The 22,500-nt window shown below is 63.0% G+C and carries 12 protein-coding genes; 7 read left to right on the forward strand and 5 right to left on the reverse strand.

The features are described 5' to 3' along the window. Positions 1 to 131: 131 nt before the first annotated feature. A complete protein-coding gene (locus BMZ70_RS03510) occupies positions 132 to 1,022 on the forward strand; it encodes a putative phage abortive infection protein (RefSeq protein ID WP_092269975.1) in 891 nt (296 codons plus the stop codon). Positions 1,023 to 1,289: 267 nt separating this feature from the next. On the opposite strand, the gene BMZ70_RS03515 is transcribed toward BMZ70_RS03510, so the two are convergent. Then, positions 1,290 to 3,302, reverse strand: coding sequence for a methyl-accepting chemotaxis protein (locus BMZ70_RS03515; protein WP_092269978.1), 2,013 nt, complete (start codon positions 3,300 to 3,302; stop codon positions 1,290 to 1,292). A gap of 397 nt (positions 3,303 to 3,699) precedes the next feature. Between BMZ70_RS03515 and BMZ70_RS03520 the strand changes: the two genes are divergently transcribed. Then, positions 3,700 to 5,940 carry a carboxy terminal-processing peptidase gene (locus BMZ70_RS03520; RefSeq protein WP_092269980.1) on the forward strand — a complete coding sequence of 747 codons (2,241 nt, stop codon included), beginning with the start codon at positions 3,700 to 3,702 and terminating at the stop codon, positions 5,938 to 5,940. Positions 5,941 to 6,141: 201 nt separating this feature from the next. Further along, positions 6,142 to 8,301, forward strand: a complete 2,160-nt coding sequence (locus BMZ70_RS03525; RefSeq protein ID WP_092269983.1) for a gluconolaconase — start codon at positions 6,142 to 6,144, stop codon at positions 8,299 to 8,301. A 12-nt stretch (positions 8,302 to 8,313) separates the two neighbouring features. Here BMZ70_RS03525 and BMZ70_RS03530 read toward each other — a convergent pair whose 3' ends face one another. Beyond that, positions 8,314 to 8,565, reverse strand: coding sequence for an NHLP-related RiPP peptide (locus BMZ70_RS03530; RefSeq protein WP_092269986.1), 252 nt, complete (start codon positions 8,563 to 8,565; stop codon positions 8,314 to 8,316). A gap of 141 nt (positions 8,566 to 8,706) precedes the next feature. Between BMZ70_RS03530 and BMZ70_RS03535 the strand changes: the two genes are divergently transcribed. Continuing rightward, on the forward strand, positions 8,707 to 9,867 hold the full coding sequence (locus BMZ70_RS03535) for a putative peptide maturation dehydrogenase (protein WP_092269989.1): 1,161 nt from the start codon (positions 8,707 to 8,709) through the stop codon (positions 9,865 to 9,867). On the opposite strand, the gene BMZ70_RS29165 is transcribed toward BMZ70_RS03535, so the two are convergent. Beyond that, positions 9,843 to 14,885, reverse strand: a complete 5,043-nt coding sequence (locus BMZ70_RS29165; RefSeq protein WP_092269992.1) for a hybrid sensor histidine kinase/response regulator — start codon at positions 14,883 to 14,885, stop codon at positions 9,843 to 9,845. The two genes, BMZ70_RS03535 and BMZ70_RS29165, sit on opposite strands and share 25 nt — an antisense overlap. A 142-nt stretch (positions 14,886 to 15,027) precedes the next feature. Between BMZ70_RS29165 and BMZ70_RS03545 the strand changes: the two genes are divergently transcribed. Beyond that, entirely contained in the window at positions 15,028 to 16,872 is a 1,845-nt protein-coding gene (locus BMZ70_RS03545) for a glycoside hydrolase family 16 protein (RefSeq protein ID WP_092269994.1), read from the forward strand. Positions 16,873 to 16,941: 69 nt separating this feature from the next. Here the strand turns inward: BMZ70_RS03545 and BMZ70_RS03550 are convergent, their stop codons facing one another. Both BMZ70_RS03550 and BMZ70_RS03555 read right to left on the reverse strand, forming a co-directional pair. Beyond that, on the reverse strand, positions 16,942 to 18,141 hold the full coding sequence (locus tag BMZ70_RS03550; RefSeq protein ID WP_229205277.1) for a DUF4861 family protein: 1,200 nt from the start codon (positions 18,139 to 18,141) through the stop codon (positions 16,942 to 16,944). A gap of 10 nt (positions 18,142 to 18,151) precedes the next feature. Next, a complete protein-coding gene (locus tag BMZ70_RS03555; protein WP_092270000.1) occupies positions 18,152 to 19,552 on the reverse strand; it encodes a glycoside hydrolase family 88/105 protein in 1,401 nt (466 codons plus the stop codon). A 220-nt stretch (positions 19,553 to 19,772) separates the two neighbouring features. Between BMZ70_RS03555 and BMZ70_RS03560 the strand changes: the two genes are divergently transcribed. Both BMZ70_RS03560 and BMZ70_RS03565 read left to right on the forward strand, forming a co-directional pair. Beyond that, the gene (locus BMZ70_RS03560) at positions 19,773 to 20,963 is read left to right on the forward strand and encodes an acyl-CoA dehydrogenase family protein (RefSeq protein WP_092270003.1); all 1,191 of its coding nucleotides are present in this window, start codon (positions 19,773 to 19,775) and stop codon (positions 20,961 to 20,963) included. A 10-nt stretch (positions 20,964 to 20,973) separates the two neighbouring features. Continuing rightward, a complete protein-coding gene (locus BMZ70_RS03565; RefSeq protein ID WP_092270006.1) occupies positions 20,974 to 22,110 on the forward strand; it encodes an acyl-CoA dehydrogenase family protein in 1,137 nt (378 codons plus the stop codon). The last annotated feature ends 390 nt before the right edge of the window (positions 22,111 to 22,500 follow it).

The raw sequence follows: 22,500 nt of genomic DNA on the forward strand, positions 1-22,500 counted from the left end.
CATGAAGAACAGCGAGAGAATAGCCAGCGCTTGGGAGGTAAAAATTCTGGCTCCCCTGACCGCCCCATACGCCCAGGTTAAATCGATGTTTTTTGCTTTATAAAACGTTAATCATCATCAAATAAGCACTCATGACGATAAATCAGAAAATCTATAGACAGTTCATTTCATTGGTTTCGCCACGTCGCAAACGAACTTTTCGCCCACTATTTTCGCTTTTCAAAGTTGCTGTCGCTGCAGTAATTTTAGTGTTTATTGTTAATCTTTTTTCGATTAATAAAAGTACATTTGGCGAATGGGGGGATTTTTTTGGCGGCGTACTCAATCCGATTCTTACATTTCTCACTTTCATGGGCTTGTTGATAACGATAGTTATTCAGCAAACCGAGTTGCGCGAATCCCGCGTCGAACTGAAGCGTTCAGCCGATGCTTTGCGGGATCAAAACGACAGCCTGAAAAAACAAAACTTTGAGAACACTTTTTTTCAGATGCTGGAAATTCACAACCAGATTGTCAATTCAATCGACTTGATAGGTGATGGGGGTAAGGTTACGAGAGGCAGAGATTGCTTTAGTGTTTTTTATACGAGATTCAATAAGATTTACCGCGAAAATAAGGAAAAGGCGAATGGCAAGCATAGCGAAGAATCCGTAGTTATGCTGGCATACCAACTATTCTGGAAGGATCATCAAACGGAGTTAGGGCACTATTTCCGTTATCTATACAATGTTTTTAGATTTATCAAGGATGAAAACCAAACAAACGGCCCATATTTGCGTTTAATTCGAGCACAATTGTCCGATCAAGAGCTATTGCTGCTTTTTTATAATTGCATCTCATCCAATGGTGGCAACTTCACGCCATTGGTAGAAGAGTTTGCTCTCTTGGACAATCTTCCCTTAATTCGACTGCTACACAAAAAACATCAAAGCATGATTAGTTCAAAAGCTTTTGGTGTACAACAGGCCTTAAAACAAATCGTTCCACCGGACTTGGCGCAGCACGGTGTCCCAGTTCGGTGAATTCAAACGTCGACCGTCCGCCTTGTAGAGCCACAAAGGTCCGCAACGGGGCGACATCCGCCAGCCAAGCAAGCGTACTACCTCTACTTTGTGAACGAGTGCGCACCAGTTGTCCACGTCGTCGAACAGCCGATCCAGTAACGGTGAAATACGCAAGGGTATCGGATTACCGTCCAGCCCAAGTTGGCGCAAAAACAGTTGTTTGAATAAGAAAAAGGCCGCGCCCGTTTTCACGGGGGCGGCCCAGCTCAGGCGCGAAGGAGCGGATTACTTCAGCGCCAGGTACTGCTTTTGTTCGTTGCGCAGCTGCGGCTTGCCGTCATTGCTGCCCAGCTTAAAGATGCGCACCACGTCTTCCAGTTCGTGCGCCTGTTCCTGCAGCGCGGCTGCCGCTGCGGCGGCTTCTTCCACCAGCGCGGCGTTCTGCTGCGTCACCTGGTCCATCTGGGTGATGGCTTCGTGCACTTGGCCGATGCCGGCGCGCTGCTCTTCGCTGGCGTGGCTGATCTCGGCCATGATATCGGTCACGCGGCGCACGCTGTCCACCACTTCACGCATGGTGGTGCCGGCTTGTTCCACCTGCTTGCTGCCGACTTCCACTTTGCCGACGGAGTCGTCGATCAGTTCCTTGATTTCCTTGGCGGCGGTGGCCGAGCGCTGGGCCAGGTTGCGCACTTCGGAGGCGACCACGGCGAAACCACGGCCCTGTTCACCGGCGCGCGCCGCTTCCACGGCAGCGTTCAGCGCCAGGATGTTGGTCTGGAAGGCAATGCCGTCGATGACCGAAATAATGTCGGCGATCTTGCGCGACGACTCGGTGATCGAGCCCATCGTATCCACCACCTGCGCCACCACTTCTCCACCTTTGGCGGCGATGCCCGAGGCGGCCAGCGCCATCTGGTTCGCTTGCGAGGCGTTCTCGGCGTTCTGGGTCACGGCGCTGCTCAGTTGTTCCATCGAGGCGGCGGTTTCTTCCAGGCTCGACGCCTGTTCTTCGGTGCGGCCCGACAGGTCCAGGTTGCCTTGGGCGATTTCGCTCGAAGCGGAGGTGATCTGCTCGGCGCCACGGCGCACCTGGCCGACCACGTCGGACAGGTTGTCGCTGATGTTGTTCAGCGAGCGCAGCACCAGGCCGATTTCATCCTTGTTGTCGATCACGAGGTGCACGTCGAGGTCGCCCTTGGCGATGCGGTCGGCGGCTTCGGTGGCGCGTGCCAGCGGACGCGACACGACCGAGCGCACCAGCACGAACAGCACGCCGGCAAACAGCACCAGTGCGACCAGGCCCAGCAGCGCGTAGCGGTTGCGTAGCTGGCGCGCTTCCTGGGTGATTTCTTCGGTGTAGGTGCCGCCCACGATCAGCCAGTTCCACGGCTTGAAGGTGTGGAACTCGACCATTTTCTCGCGCGGGGTCTCGCCTTGCTTGTCGGCCCAGTCGTAAGTCATGCTGCCCGATTTGGCTTCCAGCATGTCCTTGACGAAGGGACGGTCGTCGTTGCTCTTGCTGTCCAGCAGGCTGTTGCCTTCCTGGGTAGGGTGGACCAGCGCGAAGCCCTGGTTCTTGCCGGCGGCCGCGTTCAGCACGTAGACATAGCCGGTCTCGCCGATCTTGATGGCCTTGATCTTTTCCTTCAGCATGGCCAGGTTCTTCGAGATATCGAGGCCGATGAACAGCACGCCGATGACCTTGCCGTTGCTGTCCTTGATCGGGTCGTACTGGGTGATGAACTGCTTGCCGAACAGGGTGGCCAGGCCGATGTAGTTATTACCAGCGCGCAGCAGCGGGTAGCTCGGGTGGGCGTGGTCGAGCTGGGTGCCGACGGCGCGGTCGCCGTTTTCTTTTTTCAGCGAGGTGGTGACGCGCACGAACTCTTCGCCGTCGGCGGCAAAGATGGTGGCGATCACGCCGGTCTCGCCGGTGAACTTGTCGGGAATGCTGAAGTCCAGGTTCAGTGCCTTGCCACCGTGCTTGAGGGACGGGGTCGGCTTGCCGCCGATCTCGACAGTAGCGGACGGGTCGAGCGTGAACTGGCCGCCGCTGAACTGGGCGGCAAACAGGCGCGCGAAACTCGACGCTTCATTCATCATGGCGGTGTTGAACACTTCCACCGTATTGGCGATGCCGCCCAGCGTGTTGGCCACATTGGCCTTGGCGCGGTCTTTCAGCATGGCCGAGGTGCTCATGTTGATCAGGGTGAGCAACAGGGCCAGGATCACGCTGATCAGGCCGAAAGTAAAGACGGTAATCTTGCTACCGACGCCCCAGTTACGGGGATTCATTATTGTTTTCATTAGTGGCTTCGAGAAAAAAAACTGCGGTTGAAGTCGCTCGGATTCGAGCATGCTCCGGGGCGCCCGGGAGCAACTGCATGAGACTAGTGGGCGCTGCCGCTGTGATTTCGCGAGGCAGGGCCGTCAGGTGAAACTACATCAAGACCAGAATCATACCAGATTTTTTCCGTAAAGCAACTGTTTGGAGTATGTCCTCGAAAACTTTTGTTTTATAAAACAATGACTTGAACAACGATAGTCGGAATATCTGTTATTGAAAAATTGTATTTCAGCGCGCCTTAAGCTTAGCCAGAGAAACTCGAAATTACCAGTGCCGTGTTGCGGCTGCTATCCTGTAGAATGAAGCAGCAGCAAATATTGATTAATATCGTTTCGGAGTAAGCCGATGAAGAAGCAAATGCTGTTGGTGGCCGTGTTGGCGGCCCTGTCAGTGCAGGCCGGCGCCGCCGTCCCAGAGAAAACGGCTGATACCCAGCTCAAGCCTCAGCCGGGCCAGACCCAGGCTGCCCTGTGGGCCACGCGCGTGCTGAGCAAGCTGCACTACAAACCGGCGCCGCTGGACGACGCCATGTCGGAGAAAATCTTCGACCGCTACTTCAAGTCGCTGGACGCGGAGAAAATGTTCTTCACCCAGGCCGACATCGACCAATACGCCATCGTCCGCACCCGCCTGGACGACGCCATCACCGGCGAAAACCTGAGCGTGCCGTTTGCCATCTTCAACCTGTACCAGCAGCGCTTCAACGAGCGCATCGCCTATGCGCGCGAACTGGTCAAGCAGGGCAAGTTTGAATTCAACTCCGACGAAAGCTACCAGTACGACCGCGAAAAGGCCGAATGGGCCAAGAGCGACGCCGAGGTTAAAGAGCTGTGGCGCAAGCGCGTCAAGAACGAATGGCTGCGCCTGAAACTGGCCGGCAAGGAAGACAAGGCCATCCGCGACACGCTGGACAAGCGCTACGAGGGCTACCTGAGCCCGTCGCGCAAGCTGACCAATGAAGACGTGTTCCAGATCTTCATGAATGCCTACGCCATGTCGATCGAGCCGCACACCAACTACCTGGGCCCGCGCGCGGCCGAGAACTTCGACATCGCCATGCGCCTGTCGCTGGAAGGCATCGGCTGCGTGCTGCAATCGCGCGACGACTACACCGTGGTGCGCGAAGTGGTGACCGGCAGCCCGGCCGGCCTGTCCGGCAAAATCAAGGTCGGCGATAAGATCGTCGGCGTGGCCAAGGACGAGAAAACCCCGATGACCGAAGTGTTGGGCTGGCGCCTGGACGACGTGGTGGCGCTGATTCGCGGCCCGAAAGATTCGACCGTCAAGCTGGAAATCATCCCGGCCGACGGCGGCGCGGATGCCAAGCACCAGTTCGTCTCGCTGGTGCGCCAGAAGATCAGCATGGAAGAGCAGTCGGCCAAGAAGTCCATCTATGAAGTCAAGGATGGCAATACCAAACGCCGCGTGGGCGTGATCTCGCTGCCGACTTTCTACATGGACTTCGAAGCGCGCCGCAAGGGCGACAAGGACTTCAAGTCGGCCACGCGCGACGTCAAGCGCCTGCTGGGCGAGCTGAAGAAAGACAAGGTCGACAACGTGCTGATCGACTTGCGCAACAACGGTGGCGGCTCGCTGACCGAGGCGGTGGAACTGACCGGCCTGTTCATCGACAAAGGCCCGGTGGTCATGCAGCGCAATGGCGAGAACAAGGTCGAAGTCGAAAGCGACACCGATCCGGGCATGGCCTGGGACGGCCCGATGGGCGTGCTGGTCAACCGTGGTTCGGCCTCGGCCTCGGAGATTTTCGCGGCGGCGATCCAGGATTACGGCCGTGGCATCATCATCGGCGAGCCGAGCTTCGGCAAAGGCACGGTGCAAACCCTGTTCGGGCTGGACCGTTTTGCCCAGAACGACAAGGTGCACTATGGCGAGCTGAAGTTCACCATTGCGCAATTCTTCCGCATCAACGGCGGCACCACCCAGCTGCGCGGCGTCACGCCCGACATCAAGCTGCCGACGATGGGCGACTCCGACACCTTCGGCGAATCGAGCTACGAGAACGCCTTGCCGTGGACCCAGATCAAGCCGGCGATCTACATCCCGACTGGCGACATGAAGGAAATCGTGCCGCTGCTGGATAAAAAGCACGAAGCGCGGGTGGCCAAGGACAAGGATTTCCAGTACCTGGCCGAAGACATCGCGCTGGTGAAAAAGCAGCGCAAGGAAAACTCGATCTCGCTGAACGAAGCCGTGCGCCGCAAGGAGCGCGACCAGCAGGAAGCGCGCGCCAAGCTGCGTGAAGCGCGTTTGCTGTCGACCACGCCGGGCGCGGATGATCCTATCCTGGTGCCGGATCCGAAAGAAGCGCTGAAAAACGCGACGGGCGCCAAGCCGGCGAATGGGAAGAAAGTTGCGGCCGTCAAAGGCGCGCTGCGCAGCGATGACGGCCTGCAAGGCGCCGAGCGTTCGCTGGCGGCCGAGCTGGAAGCGGAAAAAGCCGCCAAGGCCGCGAAAGACGTGCTGCTGAACGAAGCGGTCCACATCTTGGCGGACGAAGTGGCGGTCCTGAAAACCGACAACCGCATGGCCTCCCGCGTGCTGCCGTACGCTGCCGATACCAAGTAAGGCTGTTATTCGCTTAGTGAATGTCTGGCATTGGAAAGATAAATTGGACTGATATGCTGTAACGCAGCATACTTCACCTGTCTCCTCTATCTCCTCCAAGGAAATAGACTTCAGCCCGCTCCCTGAGCGGGCTTTTTTTTTGGCCGGAGCCCAGCCCAGGCGTGTTAAGATTTCCATAAGTCAACGTTTAGGTTCTGGCCAGTGTCTCCAATTCAATTCAAACTTATTCTGGCCGCGATCGCCTTGGGCGGTGCGGCGCTTGGCGGCGGTGTCGCTTATGTGGTGGTGCAGAAGCAGGCGGCGCATGACGATGCCGATCCCGGCCCGGTGGCGCGGCCGTCGGCGGCGCAGGGCACGCAGGCCGGCTGGCATGCGCGCGTGACCACGCTGGCAGGCGATGGCTTGCCGGGCGCGCTCAATGGCGGCGGCCGCCGCACGCGCTTTGCCGATCCATTCGGCGTGGTGCTGGACCAGGACGGCAATCTCTACGTCGCCGATGGCGGCGACAACAACACGATCCGCAAGATCGACGCCAACGGCGCTGGCACCGTGCTGGCTGGCGGCACGGAAGGCTATGCGGAAGGCAAGGGCGCCGCCGCGTCGTTCAACACGCCGTCCGGCATGGCGATCGATGCGGCCGGGAACCTGTATGTGGCCGACACCGGCAACAACGCGATCCGCAAGATCACGCCGGACGGCACGGTATCGACGCTGGCCGGGGATGGCCTGGCGGGCGACAAGGACGGCAAGGGCGCCGGCGCGCAGTTCAACGGCCCGGTCGGCGTGGCGCTCGACGGCGCCGGCAATGTCTATGTGGCCGATACCTACAACGACCGCATCCGCCGCATCGCGCCGGACGGCACGGTGACCACCATCGCCGGCGGCAAGCGCGCCGGTAATGCCGACGGCCCGGCGGCGCTGGCGCTGTTTGATACGCCGACCGGCATCGCGGTCGGCGCAGACGGCGACATTTACGTGGCCGACACCGCCAATCACGCCATCCGCAAGATCGGCAAGGGCGGCACGGTCAGCACCATTGCCGCCGCCAGGGAGGACGACCGCGATTCGCTGCTGCGCTCGCCGGTGGGCATCGCCCTGACCAAGGATGGCTTCCTGTACCTCGCCAGCAGCGCGCATGGCCGCGTGGCGCAGATCACGCCGGCCGGCGAGCCGGTGGCGCTGAAGGATGTCGATCATCCGGCCCAGCCGGGCTACGGTGCGGACGGCGGCGTGCGCCTGTATTCGCCGCGCGGCATCACGCTGGCCAGGGACGGCTCGCTGTTCGTGACCGATGGCGCGACGTTCCGCCTGCATCACATTGAGATCGCCAGCGGCGATGAGGAACCGGTGCCGGATGGTCCGGCGCCAGGACTGCCGTCGCGCAGCGCCACCATGAAGTGGCCGGTCGCGCCGCAAAACAAGCCGCATGAAGTGGTCGGCCTGATGGGCGAGGTGCGCGGCAATTTCGACGGCGAGAGCCGCGATCATTTCCACACCGGCCTCGATGTGCAGGCCGCGATCGGTACGCCGGTGCAGGCGGTCACGGCCGGCAAGGTCACCGACCCGCGCGCCAGCTGGGGCTATGGCGAGTTGTCGGAAGGGCTGGCGTTTGGCGGCATGCAGTATGTGCATATGCGCGTCGGCCGCGATCCCAGGGACAAGGCCATCGATCCGCGCTTCCTGTTGTCGAAGAACGAGAAGGGCGTGGCGCAATCGGTGCGCGTCAAGCGCGGCACCCGTTTTGAACAGGGCGAAACGCTGGGCACCATCAACCGCATGGCCCACGTCCACCTCGACTACAAGCCCAATGGCGGCCCGCTGAATCCGCTGCTGCTGCCGTTTATCGATCTGGAAGACACCATCGCGCCGGAGATCAACGGCATCAGCGTGGTGGGCGCGGACGGCAAGCCGCTGACTGAAAAGCGCGATGGCCGCCTGGTGATTCCGCAAGGCCTGAAGGAAGTGCAGATCGTGGTGGACGCCAGCGACCAGATCAACGGCAACCAGAAGCGCCGCCGCCTCGGCGTGTACAAACTCGGCTACCAGTTGCTGAACCAGGATGGCGACACCATCCCCGGTATGACCGAGCCGCTCATCACGCAGCAGTACGACCGCTTGCCGCGCAACCGTGAGGCGGTCAAGCTGGCGTATGCGGCCAATAGCGGCATCACGGTGCATGGCGCAGCGGAGACGCGCTTTGCCTACGCCATCAACAACCGGCTGATCAACGGCAGGCTGACGCCGGGGGCGTGGAAGGTGGGGGAACTGGGGCCGGGCAATTACATCCTGCGCATCACGGCGGAGGACTATGCCGGCAACGCCGCCAATCGCAACCGCGATCTGGCGGTCACGATCGACTAGCGCGGAAACAACTTAGGCGACGTTACCGGACAGCAGGAACGGCACCATGACGGCGGTGGTCTCCAGCTTGGCCTGCAGTTGGTCCTTGTCGGCGGCCAGCGAGGCGGCCGACGGCAGATTGATTTCTTCCGGCACATGGTCCGGATGCAGGGTAATGCCGATGCCGGCCAGCGCGGCCACCGGGTCGGCATGCAGTTGCTCGCGGAACTGGCTGTCTCCTGCCAGTTTGTCGATGATAGCGCTGAGTTCGCTAGAAGTATGCATTGATTGTTATCCCTAAGTTGGATGATTAATGACAGCGCATGGTCGCGCTGCCGAAGGCATGCTACGGCAAACGTATTTCTTTGCCAAGGGGCGATGCCATAGGCTAGACTGCGGGCACCTTTTTTATCCGCCGAACCGACTATGAAGATCCGCCGCTGCGCCGTGCTGTACCTTGAATCCCGCGAAGAATTATCCATCGACTGGCGCGCGGTGCTGGCCGGCAGCAGCGCGCTGGCCGCCAGCACGCATTGGGTGGCGCTGGCGCCGCATCTCGACCAGGAGTTGAAGGTCAGCGCCGATGAGCTGGCCGCGTTGGGCGGCGCCAGCCAGACCGTCTGGCGCGCGCGCGCCGAGGCCGAGCAGCAGTACGGTGCCGACTGCATCGCGCGCTTGCTGGAACTGGGCTTGCTGGTCAGTGACGAGGCGCCGCACACGGCCGTGCGCGAACGCGACGAGACGCTGCGCGCCACACACTGGCGTCCGCTGTCGGCGCTGGCGCACACCTTTGGCCGCTGGCGCGAAGTCAGCAGCGAAACCGGCATGGAGGCACCCAGCTTCCAGGCCTTGCTGGAGCGATTTGGCGAACCGCCGCCACCGACGATGGAACTACCGGCGCAAGGCGCGCTGAAGTTGCCGCCAGCCGGCGGCGGTCGGCTGGACGAGCAGTTATTGCAGCGCTACACGGGCCGCAATTTCGACCTGCAGGCCAGCGTGCCGCTGGACGTGGCGGCGCGTCTGCTACACCGTGCGTTTGGCGCGCAAGAGGTGCGCAAGGTCGGCCCGCATGCCGAGGTGCTGAAGAAGACCAGCCCGTCCGGCGGCGGCCTGCATCCGATTGAAGCGTTTGTGCTGGCGCAGCGCGTGGATGGCGTGGCGCCGGGCTTGTATCACTATCATCCGATCGCGCATGAGCTGCGTCCACTGCGCCAGCTCGACAGCGAGCAGGCGGCGGCGATGGCGCGTGCCATCCTGGCCGACCAGCGCTGGCTGGCCGATGCGCCGCTGCAGGTGCTGCTGGTCGGGCGCACCGAGCGCAGTTTCTGGAAGTACCGCAACCACCAGAAGGCCTACCGCGCGCTGGCGCTCGATGCCGGCCATCTGTCGCAGACCTTTTACCTGCTGGCGTCCGAAGCCGGCATGCCGGCGTTTGTCACGGCGGCGATCAATGATGCCGATATCGAGCAGATGCTGGGCCTCGACCATTTGCGCCACGCGGTGGTGGCGGTGTGTGGCTGCGGCCCGGCACGCGAGGGTGAACGCGCGATGGTGGAACTGCGTTACGGCGAGACCGACGCGATCTGATCGGGTTCGCGGCCGTCCTGCGCCTGCAAGCCGTCCAGCACCAGTTCCAGCGCAGCGCTGAAGGCGGCAAGTTCATCGGTGCATTTGGTGCGGCGCGGCGACAGCAGCAGTTGTTCCAGTTCGCCGGCGGCGCGGTGCAGTGCCTGCATCGACAGGTTGCCGGCGGCGCCGCGTACTTTGTGCACCAGCAGCGCGGCCTGGTCGTAGGCGCCGGCTTCCACGGCCGCCAGCAGGCGCTGTGGCGCGCTCTCGAAATCGAGCAGGAAGCGGTCGAGCAGGGCGCTCAGCAACTGGCGGTTGCCGCCCAGCCGTGCCAGCACGTGCGCCAGCTCGATGCCGGGCAGGTCGTTCATGGCCTCGGCCGCTGCCGATGCCGCGTTCGCGCCAGCCAGGCCGATGGCCGCAACCGGCGCCGCGCCGCGCGTGGCCAATGATCGGCCGATCTGGCCGGCCAGCACCGCGAACAGGCGCTCCGGATCGATCGGCTTGGTCACGTAATCGTTCATGCCCATGCCCAGGCTGCTTTCGCGGAAGCCGGCCACCGCGTGCGCCGTCATCGCAATCAGCGGCAGCTGCGCGTGCTGCGGTTTGCTGCGGATGCGGGCTGCAGCTTCGTAGCCATCCATGCCCGGCATCTGGATATCCATCAGCACCGCGTCGATCGGCTGCTGGTCGACCATCAATACCGCCTCGGCACCGCTGCCGGCCAGCTCCACCAGCACGCCTGCGCGCAGCAGCACTTCGCGCGCCACCTGCTGGTTGATCACATTGTCGTCCACCACCAGCACGCGCGCGCCGGCGATGCGCTGCGCCGCGTCCGACAGCGGGGCTGGCACTGCGCCCGCCCGGCGCTGCGGCAGCGCCAGTCCGAGTCCGACCAGCACCGCCTCCAGCAACTGCTGCGGATGTAGCGGCTTGATCAGTGTGGCCGCAATGCCGGCCTGGCCGGCCGCCTGCGACGCCGGTTCGCGCGTGAATTCGGTCATCATCAGCACCAGCGGCAGCTGGGCGTGCGCGGCGTCGGCGTGGATGCGGCGTGCCGTCTCGCCGCCATTCATCAGCGGCAGATCCCAGTCCAGCAGCACCAGGTCGGCCGGCTGGCGCGACAAGTAATCGAGCGCGGCCGCGCCGCTGTTGACCAGATGGACCGCAAAACCCTCATGCCGCAGCTGGCGTTCCAGCACGTCGCGCAACATGGCGTTGTTGTTGACCACCAGGATGCGCTTGCCGACGGCTTGCGGCGGCAACGGTGCCGATGCCGGCTGCGCGCCCGGCTGGCATGGCAGCGCCAGGTCGAAACTGAAGCGGCTGCCGTGGCCCGGCTGGCTGTCGATGGCGATCTCGCCGCGCATGGCCTGCACCAGCTGCTGCGAAATTGCCAGGCCGAGGCCGGTGCCGCCGTACAGGCGGGTGGTGCTGGTGTCGGCTTGCGAGAAAGCGCGGAACAAGCGCGCCTGTTGCTCGGCGCTGATGCCGACGCCGGTGTCTTCGACGATGAAGCGCAGCCGCACCGGCTGCGCTTGCACGGCTTGCACCAGCTCGACGCGCAAACCGATGTGGCCGCGCGCGGTGAATTTCAGCGCGTTGCCGACCAGGTTGACCAGCACCTGATTCAGCCGCAACGGATCGCCGATCAGCCGCAGCGGCACCTCCGGCGCGGCCCAGGCCACCAGCTCCAGGCCTTTTTCCGCCGCCTGCCACGAGAACATGTCGGCCAGCTGGGCCAGCGTGTCGCCAAGGTCGAACGGCACGGCCTCCAGTTCCAGCTTGCCCGATTCGATTTTGGCGAAGTCCAGCACGTCGTCGATGATGCTGAGCAGGTTTTGCCCGGCGCGGCCGATCTTGGTGAAGTAATCGCGCGGCTTGGGCGGCAGCTCCTGCAGATGCGTGCCCAGCCCGGCAAAGCCGAGAATCGCATTCATCGGGGTGCGGATTTCGTGGCTGATATTGGCCAGGAATTCGCTCTTGGCGCGGGTCGACGCTTCGGCGTCGGCGCGGGCGCGCTGGATGGCGCCGATGGCGCTGGCTTTCTGGAAGGCCGACACGAACGGCTCCTTCAAGGCCTTGAACATCTCGATATCCTTGCGCGCGAACGGCGTGCCTTGCTTGAACACCAGGTAGCCCTGCACCTGCTGCAGTTGCTGTTCCACGCAGATGCGGATCGCCAGCATGGTGCGCTGCTTGAGGAACATGTCGGGTTCGACCACCACGGCGGCGTCGACAAACTGTGCCTGCGCCGCCGCCAGCGACATGCCGGCACGCGCCGACGGCAGCGCGTCGTGGCCCCAGCTGGCGCGGATCGCCAGCGGCCCGCCCGGTGCTTCGCAGATCAGCGCGTAGGCCACGCCGACTTCCCCGATGGCGCTCGATTCGCGCAGGATGGTGTGCAGCAGGGCGTCGAAATCGAGTTCGTCGTTGATCGACTTGACGATGGCGTGCACGCGCTCCAGGTGCAGGGTGCGCGAATACACTTGCTGCTGCAGGTTGCGTACGCGCCAGCGGTAGACGCCGAAGGCCGCCGCCAGCAGCGCCAGCGCGCCGCTGGTGCGGGCCCACCAGGTCTGGTACCAGGCCGGCAGGAAGTGCAGTTCCATACTCAGCTCGTGCGGGCTCCAGGCGCCGTCGCGGTTACTGCCGCGCATCGATAATTTGTAGGTGCCGGGCGGGACGTTGGCGTAGGTGGCGGCGCGGCGCGTGGCGTCGGTTTCCACCCAGTCCTTGTCGTAGCCTTCGAGCTTGAAGGCGTAGCGGTTGCGCGCGCTGGCCGAGTAGTCGAGCGCGGCCACTTCGACTTCCACCTTGCGGGTGCCGGGCGGGATGGCCAGCGCCGGCGCGCCGGGCGCCAGCAGCGGCGCCGCCGCCGCGCTGTCGCGGTCGAGCCGGATCGAGCTGACCACCAGCGGCGGCTGGTAACGCCACGGCTGCGCCAGCTCCGGCTGCACCACCGCATAGCCGCCCGAGGTGCCGAACACATATTCGGACTGCGCCGTCTTGCCCACCGCGCCGGCGATGTAGGGCTGGAACACCAGGCCGGCCGCGCGGTCCAGCACCTGTACTTGCAGCGTGCGGCTGTTGATGGCGGCGATGCCGTCGGCGGTGGCGGCCCACACGCGCTCGCCGGCCCCCGCCTGCAGCGCGGCGATGCTGTTGCTGGGCAGGCCGTTGCCGAGGTCGATGCGGCGGAAGCGCCGCCTGCCGTCGGCATGGCGGCCTTCGAGGACGCCGATGCCGTTGTTCAGGCTGGCGGCCCACAGGCGGCCTTGGGCGTCGAACGTGATGCTGGAGATCATGCTGTGCGGCAGGGTGTCGGCACCGGCGCCGGGCAGGATCTGCTCGGCGCGGCCAGTGGCCGGGTCAAAGCGGTTCAGGCCGTTGCGGGTGCCGACCCACAGCGCGCCGTCGGGATCGGCGCGCAGCACAGTCACGCGGTCATCGGTCAGGCCGCCGCTACCGGCCGGGCCCTGGCCGTACAACTGGGCGCTGCGGCTGCGCAGGTCGTAGCGCAGCAGGCCGCCGGGCACGCCCAGCCACAGCAGCTCACCCTGGCGCAGCAGGGCGCCGATGCGCGGATGCGGATCGGCCTGTGGCAGCGCAACGCGGCTGACGCGGCTGCCCTTGCCGCTGGTGTGGTACAAGCCCATCGCGGTGCCGATCCACGCTTCCTGCGGTTCGGCCTCGACCATGTTGAGGATCAGGCGCTTGGGCAGGGCGCTGTCCGGCCGGGCCGGATCGGGACGCAGGCCGGCGCGGCGGCTGCCGTCGGGCGCGATCAGGTCGATGCCCTGGTCGCCCAGCGCCACCCACAGCCGGCCGGCGCTGTCGTTCATGAAGGCGAAGGCGGAAATCTCGGGCAGGCCGACGCCGTCGAGGATGGTGTCGACGCTATGGTTGGCCGGGTTGTGGATATCGACGCCGCGCTCGTTGGCCACCCACACCAGCCCGCTGCGGTCGCGCCAGATGGCGGCCACGCGGTCGTGGGACAGGCTGATCGGCATGGCCGGGCGGTGCACGATGCGGCGGCCCTGGCCGCTGGTGTTGAACTCGATCACGCCGCCGCCATAGGTGGCGGCCCACCAGGTGCCGGGCAGGGTTTCGACCAGCGACAGCACCATCGCGCTGTTGGCGTCCTCGACCTGGTCGATGGCCAGCAGGCGCGCGCCGTCACCGGCCCGCGCCACGCCGATCCCGCTCTTGAGGGTGCCGAACACCACCTCGCCGGCGCGGCTGCTGGCCAGCGACAGCACGGCGTCGGCCGGACCGTTGACGAACGCCTGATCTTCAATCACGCCGCGGGCCGCATCGCGCCGTGCCAACCCGGCGTTGGAGCCGATCCACAAGGCGCCGGCGCTGTCGACAGCTAGCGCGCGGATCTGGTTGGCGCGCGCGCCGCCGTCGGCGCTGGCGTCGCGCGGGTAGTGGCGGATCAGGCCGCCGTGCGCGAGGTCGATGTAGTCGAGGCCGGCGGCGGTGCCGACCCAGATGCCGTTGGCGTCGCTGGCCAGCGATGAAATCGCCGGGCTGCTCAGGCCGTTCGGCCCGGCCGGGTAGCGCACGAAGCGTTCGGTCTGCTTGTCGTACATGGCGACGCCGCCGGTGGTGGTGCCCAGCCACAGCCGGCCCTGGCGGTCCACATGCAGGGTCTGCACGAAGTCGCCCGGCAGGCTGTGGTTGTCTTCGGCGTTGAAGAAGAAATTGCGCATGCGGTAGCCGTCCCAACGGCCGAGGCCGGACTGGGTGGCAAACCAGATGAAACCGTCGCCATCCTGGGCGATGCTCATGGTGATCGGATTCGGGAAGCCGCGCTCGGCCGGGACCAGGTGCTCAAACAGGGTGGGCGCCAGCTTGTGCCACGGCGTTGGCGCGGCCAGCGCGAGCAGCGGCGTCAGCGTCAGGGTCGCCGCCAACAGTCGGCGGCCGGCAAAAGAAGAAAAGAAATCGCGCACAAAGAACCGTTCAAGATCACCCATGCCCGATGGCAACGGGTATTGCGTCTGGAAGGATACGGAATTGTTGGTCAACTGTCTATTCAATAGCGCAAGTTGTGTAATGTTGTGCACTGTTGCGCACAGGCGTTGACAAAAAATATTTATCAGAATATATTTTGGATTCGCGATTGGAATCGTTTCCAATTTGTTCGGAGTGTGGATAAAGGAGACATAAATGAAACAACAGAAGTTCGTTTTGTCCGCCGTCGCCGCCAGCCTGGTGCTGGCCTATGGCATGCCTGCAAAGGCCAGCGTCACCAGTCCCGTCATCGGCGCCTTGCTGTGGTCGGAGGAGTTCAACGGCACGTCGCTCAACACCAGCTTGTGGAACACCTACGACGGCAACGGCTGCCAGATCAACCTGTGCGGCTACGGCAACCAGGAGCTCGAGTACTACAGCCCGAACAACCTGAGCATCGTCAACGTGCCGTTTGAAACGGCGACGCGGGCGCTGGCGATCCAGGCGCGCAGCCAGACCGTGGGCAGCAACGTCTTCACCTCGGGCAAGATCGATTCCTTCAATAAAGTGCAGGTGCAGTACGGCATGGTGGAAATCCGCATGGCGCAGCCGGCGCTGGGCGTGGGCCTGTGGCCGGCCGCGTGGATGCTGGGCGTGAGCCCGCAAGTGTGGCCGCGCAAGGGCGAGATCGACATCATGGAATCGGGCCACAAGGCCAGCGGCCGCGCCGCCGCCGGCTCGCCGACGCCGTCGATTGATAAGTTTGTCGGCTCCAACGTGATCACCTGGCAGCAGGCCGCCTGCGTGACCGGCAACGAAAGCTGCGCCGCCTCGACCGCGTGGCAGACCAAGAACTGGTACGTGCCGTCGCAATCGTTTGCCAACCGCTTCGTGATCTACCGTTTCTACTGGACCGAATCGCAGATGCGCTTCACCGTGATCGACAACGGCTTGGAATACGACATGTACAACAGCCCGTTGCCGGTCAACTCGACCGCACTGCAGGCGCCGTTCTACCTGCTCTTTAATCTGGCGGTGGGCGGCAACTTCACCGACGCGGCGACGCCGGCGCAGGTGACGGCGCCGCTGCCGGGCACCATGTACGTCGACTACGTGCGGGTGTACCAGCTGGACGGCAAGGGCGCGGTCAAGCTGGGCAACCAGACGCCGGCGGAAGTGGGCAAGTTCGGCGTGTACACCGACAACACCGTGGTCAACAACAAGCTCGAGGCGGGCAATACTTCGGACATCTTCGTGTGGAACACCGCGTCGACCTCGGCCGGGACGATTGCGCCGTATGAGGGCGCGAACGCCATGTCGTGGAGCTTCAACACGCCGGGCTCGTGGTTTGGCGGCAGCGTGCAGTCGAAGCAGGCGCGCGACATGAGCGGCTTCCGCAACGGCAATATGAAGCTGAAGATCAAGATTCCGGCCAACGTGGCGTTCACGGTGGGCATCCAGGATACCTACACCAACCAGAACGCGGTGAAATTCCCGGCCAACGCCACCACCTACGGGCTGGTGCGCAATGGCGACTGGGGCACGGCGACCATCCCGATCACCGACCTGGCCGGGCCGAAAGTGGCGCTGCAATCGATGCTGGACATGTTCCAGATCGCCAGCGATGGCGCGGCCTTGCCGCAGTCGGCGTTCCAGATGTCGATCGACGACATCGTCTGGGACAGCGGCGTACCGGCGCCAACGCCGACACCGACGCCAACGCCGACACCGACGCCAACGCCAACGCCAACGCCTACCCCGACGCCTACTCCAACGCCAACGCCAACGCCTACGCCTACTCCAACGCCGGCGCCGGCCGTCAGCCAGACCAGCTCCACGATGTTGAAATTCACCGTCAATACCTCGAGCTGGGCGGACGTGCACTACACGGTCAACAACGGCGGCCAGCTGAACGTGCGGATGACGCAAGCAAGCGGCGTCAACAGCTACACCGCGAGCGGGCTGAAGGCGGGCGACGTCGTGCGCTACAACTTCACCTACTGGGACACCGCCAACAACTACGCCGTCGACACCGCCCAGCAAACCTACACCATGCAATAAATTCGGGGGCAGGTCTGCCAATCGCACACGGGCTCATGTACCAATGGCAGACCTGACCCGGGTTAAGGTTTAAGGGGCGACGCTGGCCTTGAGCGGGTGGGCGGCGCGGGCGGTTTGGAATTTGATTTTTTCCTGCCACTCGGCCGCCGTTTTCACGTGGCCGGCGCGGTCCCACGCGGCGCCGAGGTAGTAGCGCAGCGGTTTGCCGGATTCGACTGGCGCCAGGATCAGCTCGTTCAAGGCGTCTTCCGTTGTACCGGTCGCGCCCGGCAGCACGATGGCGGTGCCGAATGCGCCTTTGGTGGCTTGCGTCACCCATTGGCTCAAGGCTGCGCTGTCGCGGCCGACGGCGATTTTTTCGTCCTGATTCTTGTCGGCCGGCTTTTTGTTCAGGCCGACCGCCACCACCAGCTGCGCCGGGCCGCTGAAGGTGAAGGTGCTGTCCATCGTATCGAAGTCCTGGCCGGCGTCGACCGTGAAGCGCTTGACTTCGCTGACCTTGGTGCCGGCCGCATCCCAGCTGTCGTACGTCAGCTCAAACACGGTGCGGATCGGGCCGTTGGCCAGCACTTTCCACGCGGCGTAGTTGCGGCCCACGTACAGCTGCTTGCCATCCCATACGCCGGTGCCGCCGGCGCCGCGCGATTTGCCGACGTTGTACATGTCCATGCCTTCACCTTCGTCATGGTGGTAGTGGTCATGGCCTTTGTTGTACCAGCGGTCGACGATGGGGTAGCTTACGCGCTTGAACCAGATGTCCAGCCCGCTCGTCACCAGCACTTCCTTGCCCACGCCGGCGGTGTCCGGCGCACCGAGCGCCGGGCCGTAGGTGCGATGCGCAACGTGGTCGTTTTCCCAGCCGAAGTCATCCAGGCGTTCCGGCACGTAGCGGGCGAAGGTCTTGGCCGGGAACGGCGGCGTCACGGTTTCGGTTTTTTCGACCGTGAAGGTGGCCTGTTTTTCGCCGGCCGCAAAGCTGTGCTGGAAGTACAGCTCGCCATACGCGACGCCGATGCCTTGCGGATCCTTGGCCTGCGGCTTCACATTGCTGACCTGGTAGGGCAGCACATTGCCCTTGCTGTCCTTGACCGCGATTTTCTGGATCAGCGCACCCGGCAGCGCACGGTTGATCTCGCTCCACGGGATGGCGATGGTTTCCGACGGCCGCGCCATGTCGAGGTCGTTGCTGACGGTGATGCGCGCCAGTTCGGCCGCCTGCGCGGCGCCGCCGGCCAGCAGGGCAATAACTGGCAACAGATAAGTACGCATGCGCATCCCCTTATTCGTGGCTGTAGTTGGTGGCGCCCGCATCCTTCGGCACGTAGTGGTAGGTGCGCAGCTTGACCTGGATGTCGATCTTCGGATTGTTGAGCAGCTTGATCATCTCGGCGCCGGCCAGCAGGGTCGGGCCGTAGCCGTGCAGTGCGTCGACGCTGGTCGGACGGTTGTAATAGTAGATGTGATCGCTCGCGAAGGTGGTGCCGACGCAAATGCCTTCCACTTGCCCGCGTGGATTGATGCGGGTTTGCAGGCCGATCCAGCCGGCTTGCGCGATCGAGCCGTAGGTCGCCGGGCTGATCCAGCCTTCGTTGATGGCGTGCGCGATCACGTAGGTGAACATGGCGCTGGCCGAGGTTTCAAGATAGGAATCGTGACGGTCGATCATCTGGTGCCACAGGCCGCTGCCCGATTGCTGCTCGGCCACGCCGCGCAGGGTCAGGCGCAGTTGTGCCAGCACTTTCGGATAGCCAGGATGGTCTTTCGGCAGCACGTCCAGCAGGTCGCTCATGGTCAGCACCGCCCAGCCGTTGGCGCGCGCCCAGTAGAAGCGCGGCGCGTCCGGATTGTTGGCGTTCCAGCCGTGGGTGTACAGATTGTTTTGCGGATTGAACATGTAGCCGGTCATTTGCAGCACGTTCTTCACCGCGTCGTCATAGTATTCACGCTTGCCGGTCAGATGGCCGATTTCACCCAGCGGCATCACGCCCATGTACATATCGTCGGCCCACAGCGACACCGCCTGCGGACGCTCGCGCGCCAGCGTGCCGTCCTTCAGGCGGAACTGTTTCTTGGCCACCCAGTTGCTGCACACGTCGATGAATGGGCTCATGTCCGGGCCGATCTTGGCGAAGCGCGCGCGGATCAGCGCGGCGCACATCGAGCCCGCATCGTCCAGCGAACGCGGTTCGATGAAGCGGGTGAAGCTGTTGGCGCGCTTGAGGTGGAACTGCTCTTCCTGCGCCTTGAAGTAGGGCAGCTTTTCCTGCATGAACTGCAGGTGGCGGGTGGTCATGGCGGTGTATTTGCTGTCGCCGGTGATCGCCGCTGCCTTGATCAGGCCGCTGTGCACAATGCCCATCTCGTAGGCCTGGATATGCCATTCCGCGCTGCTCGGTTCGAGAATCGCGTCGGCCACCGGCTTGCTGAAGTCGGTGATCTGCACGCCCGTGTCCTTGTGTACCACCTTGGTCGGCGTGGTCGCTTCCATGTAGCCGCGGATGCGGTCCAGCGCAGACGTGATTTCCGCCACGGTCGGTTTTTTATAGGGCACGTTGTAGGTGCCTTCACCGGCGTCGTAGACGGATTTGTTGTCGGGATTGCGGTACGGGCCGTCGGCGTGAGCCGGCAGGGCGAGCAGGGTGGCGGCGACAGCCGCGATCAGGGCGGAAGGGGAAGTCACGGTTGGGGTCTCTTTATTGTTAAACGTTTATTTGGTCAGACCATTCTAGATTGGTCCGGCCAATTTTGCAATCCGGACAGGCCACTTTTGTGGCGGGAGAAAAAGCTTGCGAGAAAGTGAACAAAATTGGCCATTCTGTCGCCCTATAAAAAGAAGCATGGGAGTACAATCGTTTTGAACGGTCGTGCTTTTTAGCCGAGCAGAACAATAAGGAGACAGCATGGATTTGACTTACACGGCTGCGGATCTGGCGTTTCGCGACATGGTGCGGGGCTTCCTCGACACCAACCTGCCAAGCGACCTGCAAAAGAAAGTCCGCAACCACCTGCGCCTGAGCCGCCAGGACTACGTGCGCTGGCACCAGATCGTCGCCCGCCAGGGCTGGGCCGCGCCGGGCTGGCCGGTCGAGCACGGCGGCACCGGCTGGAGCGCCACCCAGCGCCACATCTGGGAAGAGGAGTGCGCGCGTGCCGGCACGCCGCCGATCCTGCCGTTCGGCGTCAACATGGTGGCGCCGGTCATCATGGCCTTCGGCAACGAGGCACAAAAAGCCCGCTACCTGCCGCGCATCCTGAGTTGCGAGGACTGGTGGTGCCAGGGCTATTCCGAGCCCGGTTCGGGCTCCGACCTCGCCTCGCTGAAAACCAGCGCCGAGCGCGACGGCGACTACTACATCGTCAACGGCCAGAAAACCTGGACCACGCTGGCCCAGCACGCCGACATGATCTTCTGCCTGGTGCGCACCGACAGCACCGTGCGCAAGCAGGAGGGCATCTCCTTCCTGCTGATCGACATGAAATCGCCGGGCATCACCGTGCGCCCCATCATCATGCTGGATGAGGACCACGAGGTGAACGAGGTCTTCTTCGACAATGTGCAGGTGCCGGTGCAAAACCTGATCGGCCAGGAAAACAAGGGCTGGACCTACGCCAAATACCTGCTGGGGCACGAGCGCACCGGCATTGCGGCGGTGGGGCGTTCCAAGCGCGAGCTGTTGTTCCTGAAAAAAATCGCCTCCGAACACTACAAGCACGGCAAGCCGCTGATGCAGGATCCGGTCTACGCGGCCAAGGTGGCGAGCCTCGAAATCGAGCTGATGGCGCTGGAAACCACGGTGCTGCGCGTGCTGACGCGCGAGTCGCACGCGCCGGGGCCGGAAGCGTCGCTGCTGAAAATTCGCGGCTCGGAGATCCAGCAACAGCTGACCGAATTGATGGTCGAAGCGCTGGGGCCGGACGCGCTGCCGTTCGACACCGATTATCTCGAAGGCAAGGCCGACCACGCCGTCACCGGCGACGACGCGGCTGCGCCGCTGACCGGCTACTACTTCAACTTCCGCAAGACCTCGATCTACGGCGGTTCGAACGAGATACAAAAAAACATCATCACCCAGATGATCCTGGGGCTGTAAGGGAGCGGCGATGGATTTCAATTTGACGGAAGAGCAACAGCAATTTGCCGACGCCCTGCGCCGCTGGGTGGACAAGGACTACGGCTTCGAGACGCGCAAGCGCATCGTGCATTCGGCCAGCGGGGTGTCGGACGTGGCGTGGGATACGCTGGTCGAGCTGGGCATGACGGCCTTGCCGGTGCCGGAAGCGCAGGGCGGCTTCAGCGGCACGGCGGTCGACCTGCTGGTGGTGATGCAGGAACTGGGGCGCGGGCTGGTGGTGGAGCCGTACTTCGCCACCGCATGGGGCGCCAAGTTCCTGCAACTTGCAGGCAACCAGCATCATCGTCTGGAAGATGTGGCGAAAGGCGAACTGAAACTGGCATGCGCGCTGGGCGAAAAGCATGCGCGTCATGACCTTGCTGATATCAAGACCATTGCCAGCATCAATGGCGAAGGCTACCGGATCGACGGCACCAAGACCGTGGTCATCCACGGCGGCCAGGCCGGGGCGCTGATCGTCTCGGCGCGCAGCGCGGGCACCCAGCGCGACACCAATGGCATCAGCCTGTTCGTGGTGCCGGTCGACACGCCGGGCGTGATCATCCGCGACTACCGCACGATTGATGGCCAGCGGGCGGCGACAGTGCAATTCAATCACGTAGCGGTGCCGGCCTCGTCGCTGCTGGGGCGGATGGGCGGTGGCTGGGATTTGCTGGAAGAAGCGGCTGACTATGGCGTCAGCCTGCTGTGCGCGGAGGCGGTGGGGGCAATGGACGCCATCTTCAATGCGACGCTGGAATATGTGAAAACCCGCAAGCAGTTCGGGCTGGCGATCGGCAGCTTCCAGGCCCTGCAGCACCGGATGGCGGACATGTACATCCACCTCGAGCAGGCGCGTTCGATGGCGATGCTGGTGGCGGCGCGCATGTCATGCGATGCCGAGGAGCGGCGGCGGGTGGCGTCGGCGGCGAAAGTGCGGATCGGGCAGGCGGCCAAGTTCATCGGCCAGCAGGCGGTGCAACTGCACGGCGGCATGGGCGTCACCGACGAACTGCCAGCCGCGCATCACTTCAAGCGCCTGAGCATGATCGAACTGACATTGGGCGACGTCGACCACCACCTGGAGCGTTTCACCGCCCAGCGCGGTTTTCAGCAGCACTCGTAATTAATTGCAGACTTATTTCGTCGCATTTACCTGGCGATAAAGGCATCAATTAAATCGAATGAATTAGTAGCCTGGAATAATTCAAAATGAATTACTGGTTATTTAAAATAGAAAAGATATAAGGCGATATTCTTTTTGACCGCAGCGGCCTGTGCCAAATTTTGGTGTAATTGCGCCAATCTTTGGCACGAGGTGAGAGCGATTAAGCACGCATTGGCGAATAGGCGGAGGGAAGTCGCATTGGAAGATTATTACCTAGGTCGAACTTTAAAACTTGGCTGAAATTCAGGGTCAGCTCTGTCATTTGGACATACACGCAAGAGATTTGATAAATATCAATGCGCTCATCCCAAATCCAGGTCATTAACTGGCCTGATTTAGATCAGCAAT

The sequence above is a fragment of the Duganella sp. CF402 genome (assembly GCF_900109645.1).
GTDB lineage: Bacteria > Pseudomonadota > Gammaproteobacteria > Burkholderiales > Burkholderiaceae_D > Rugamonas.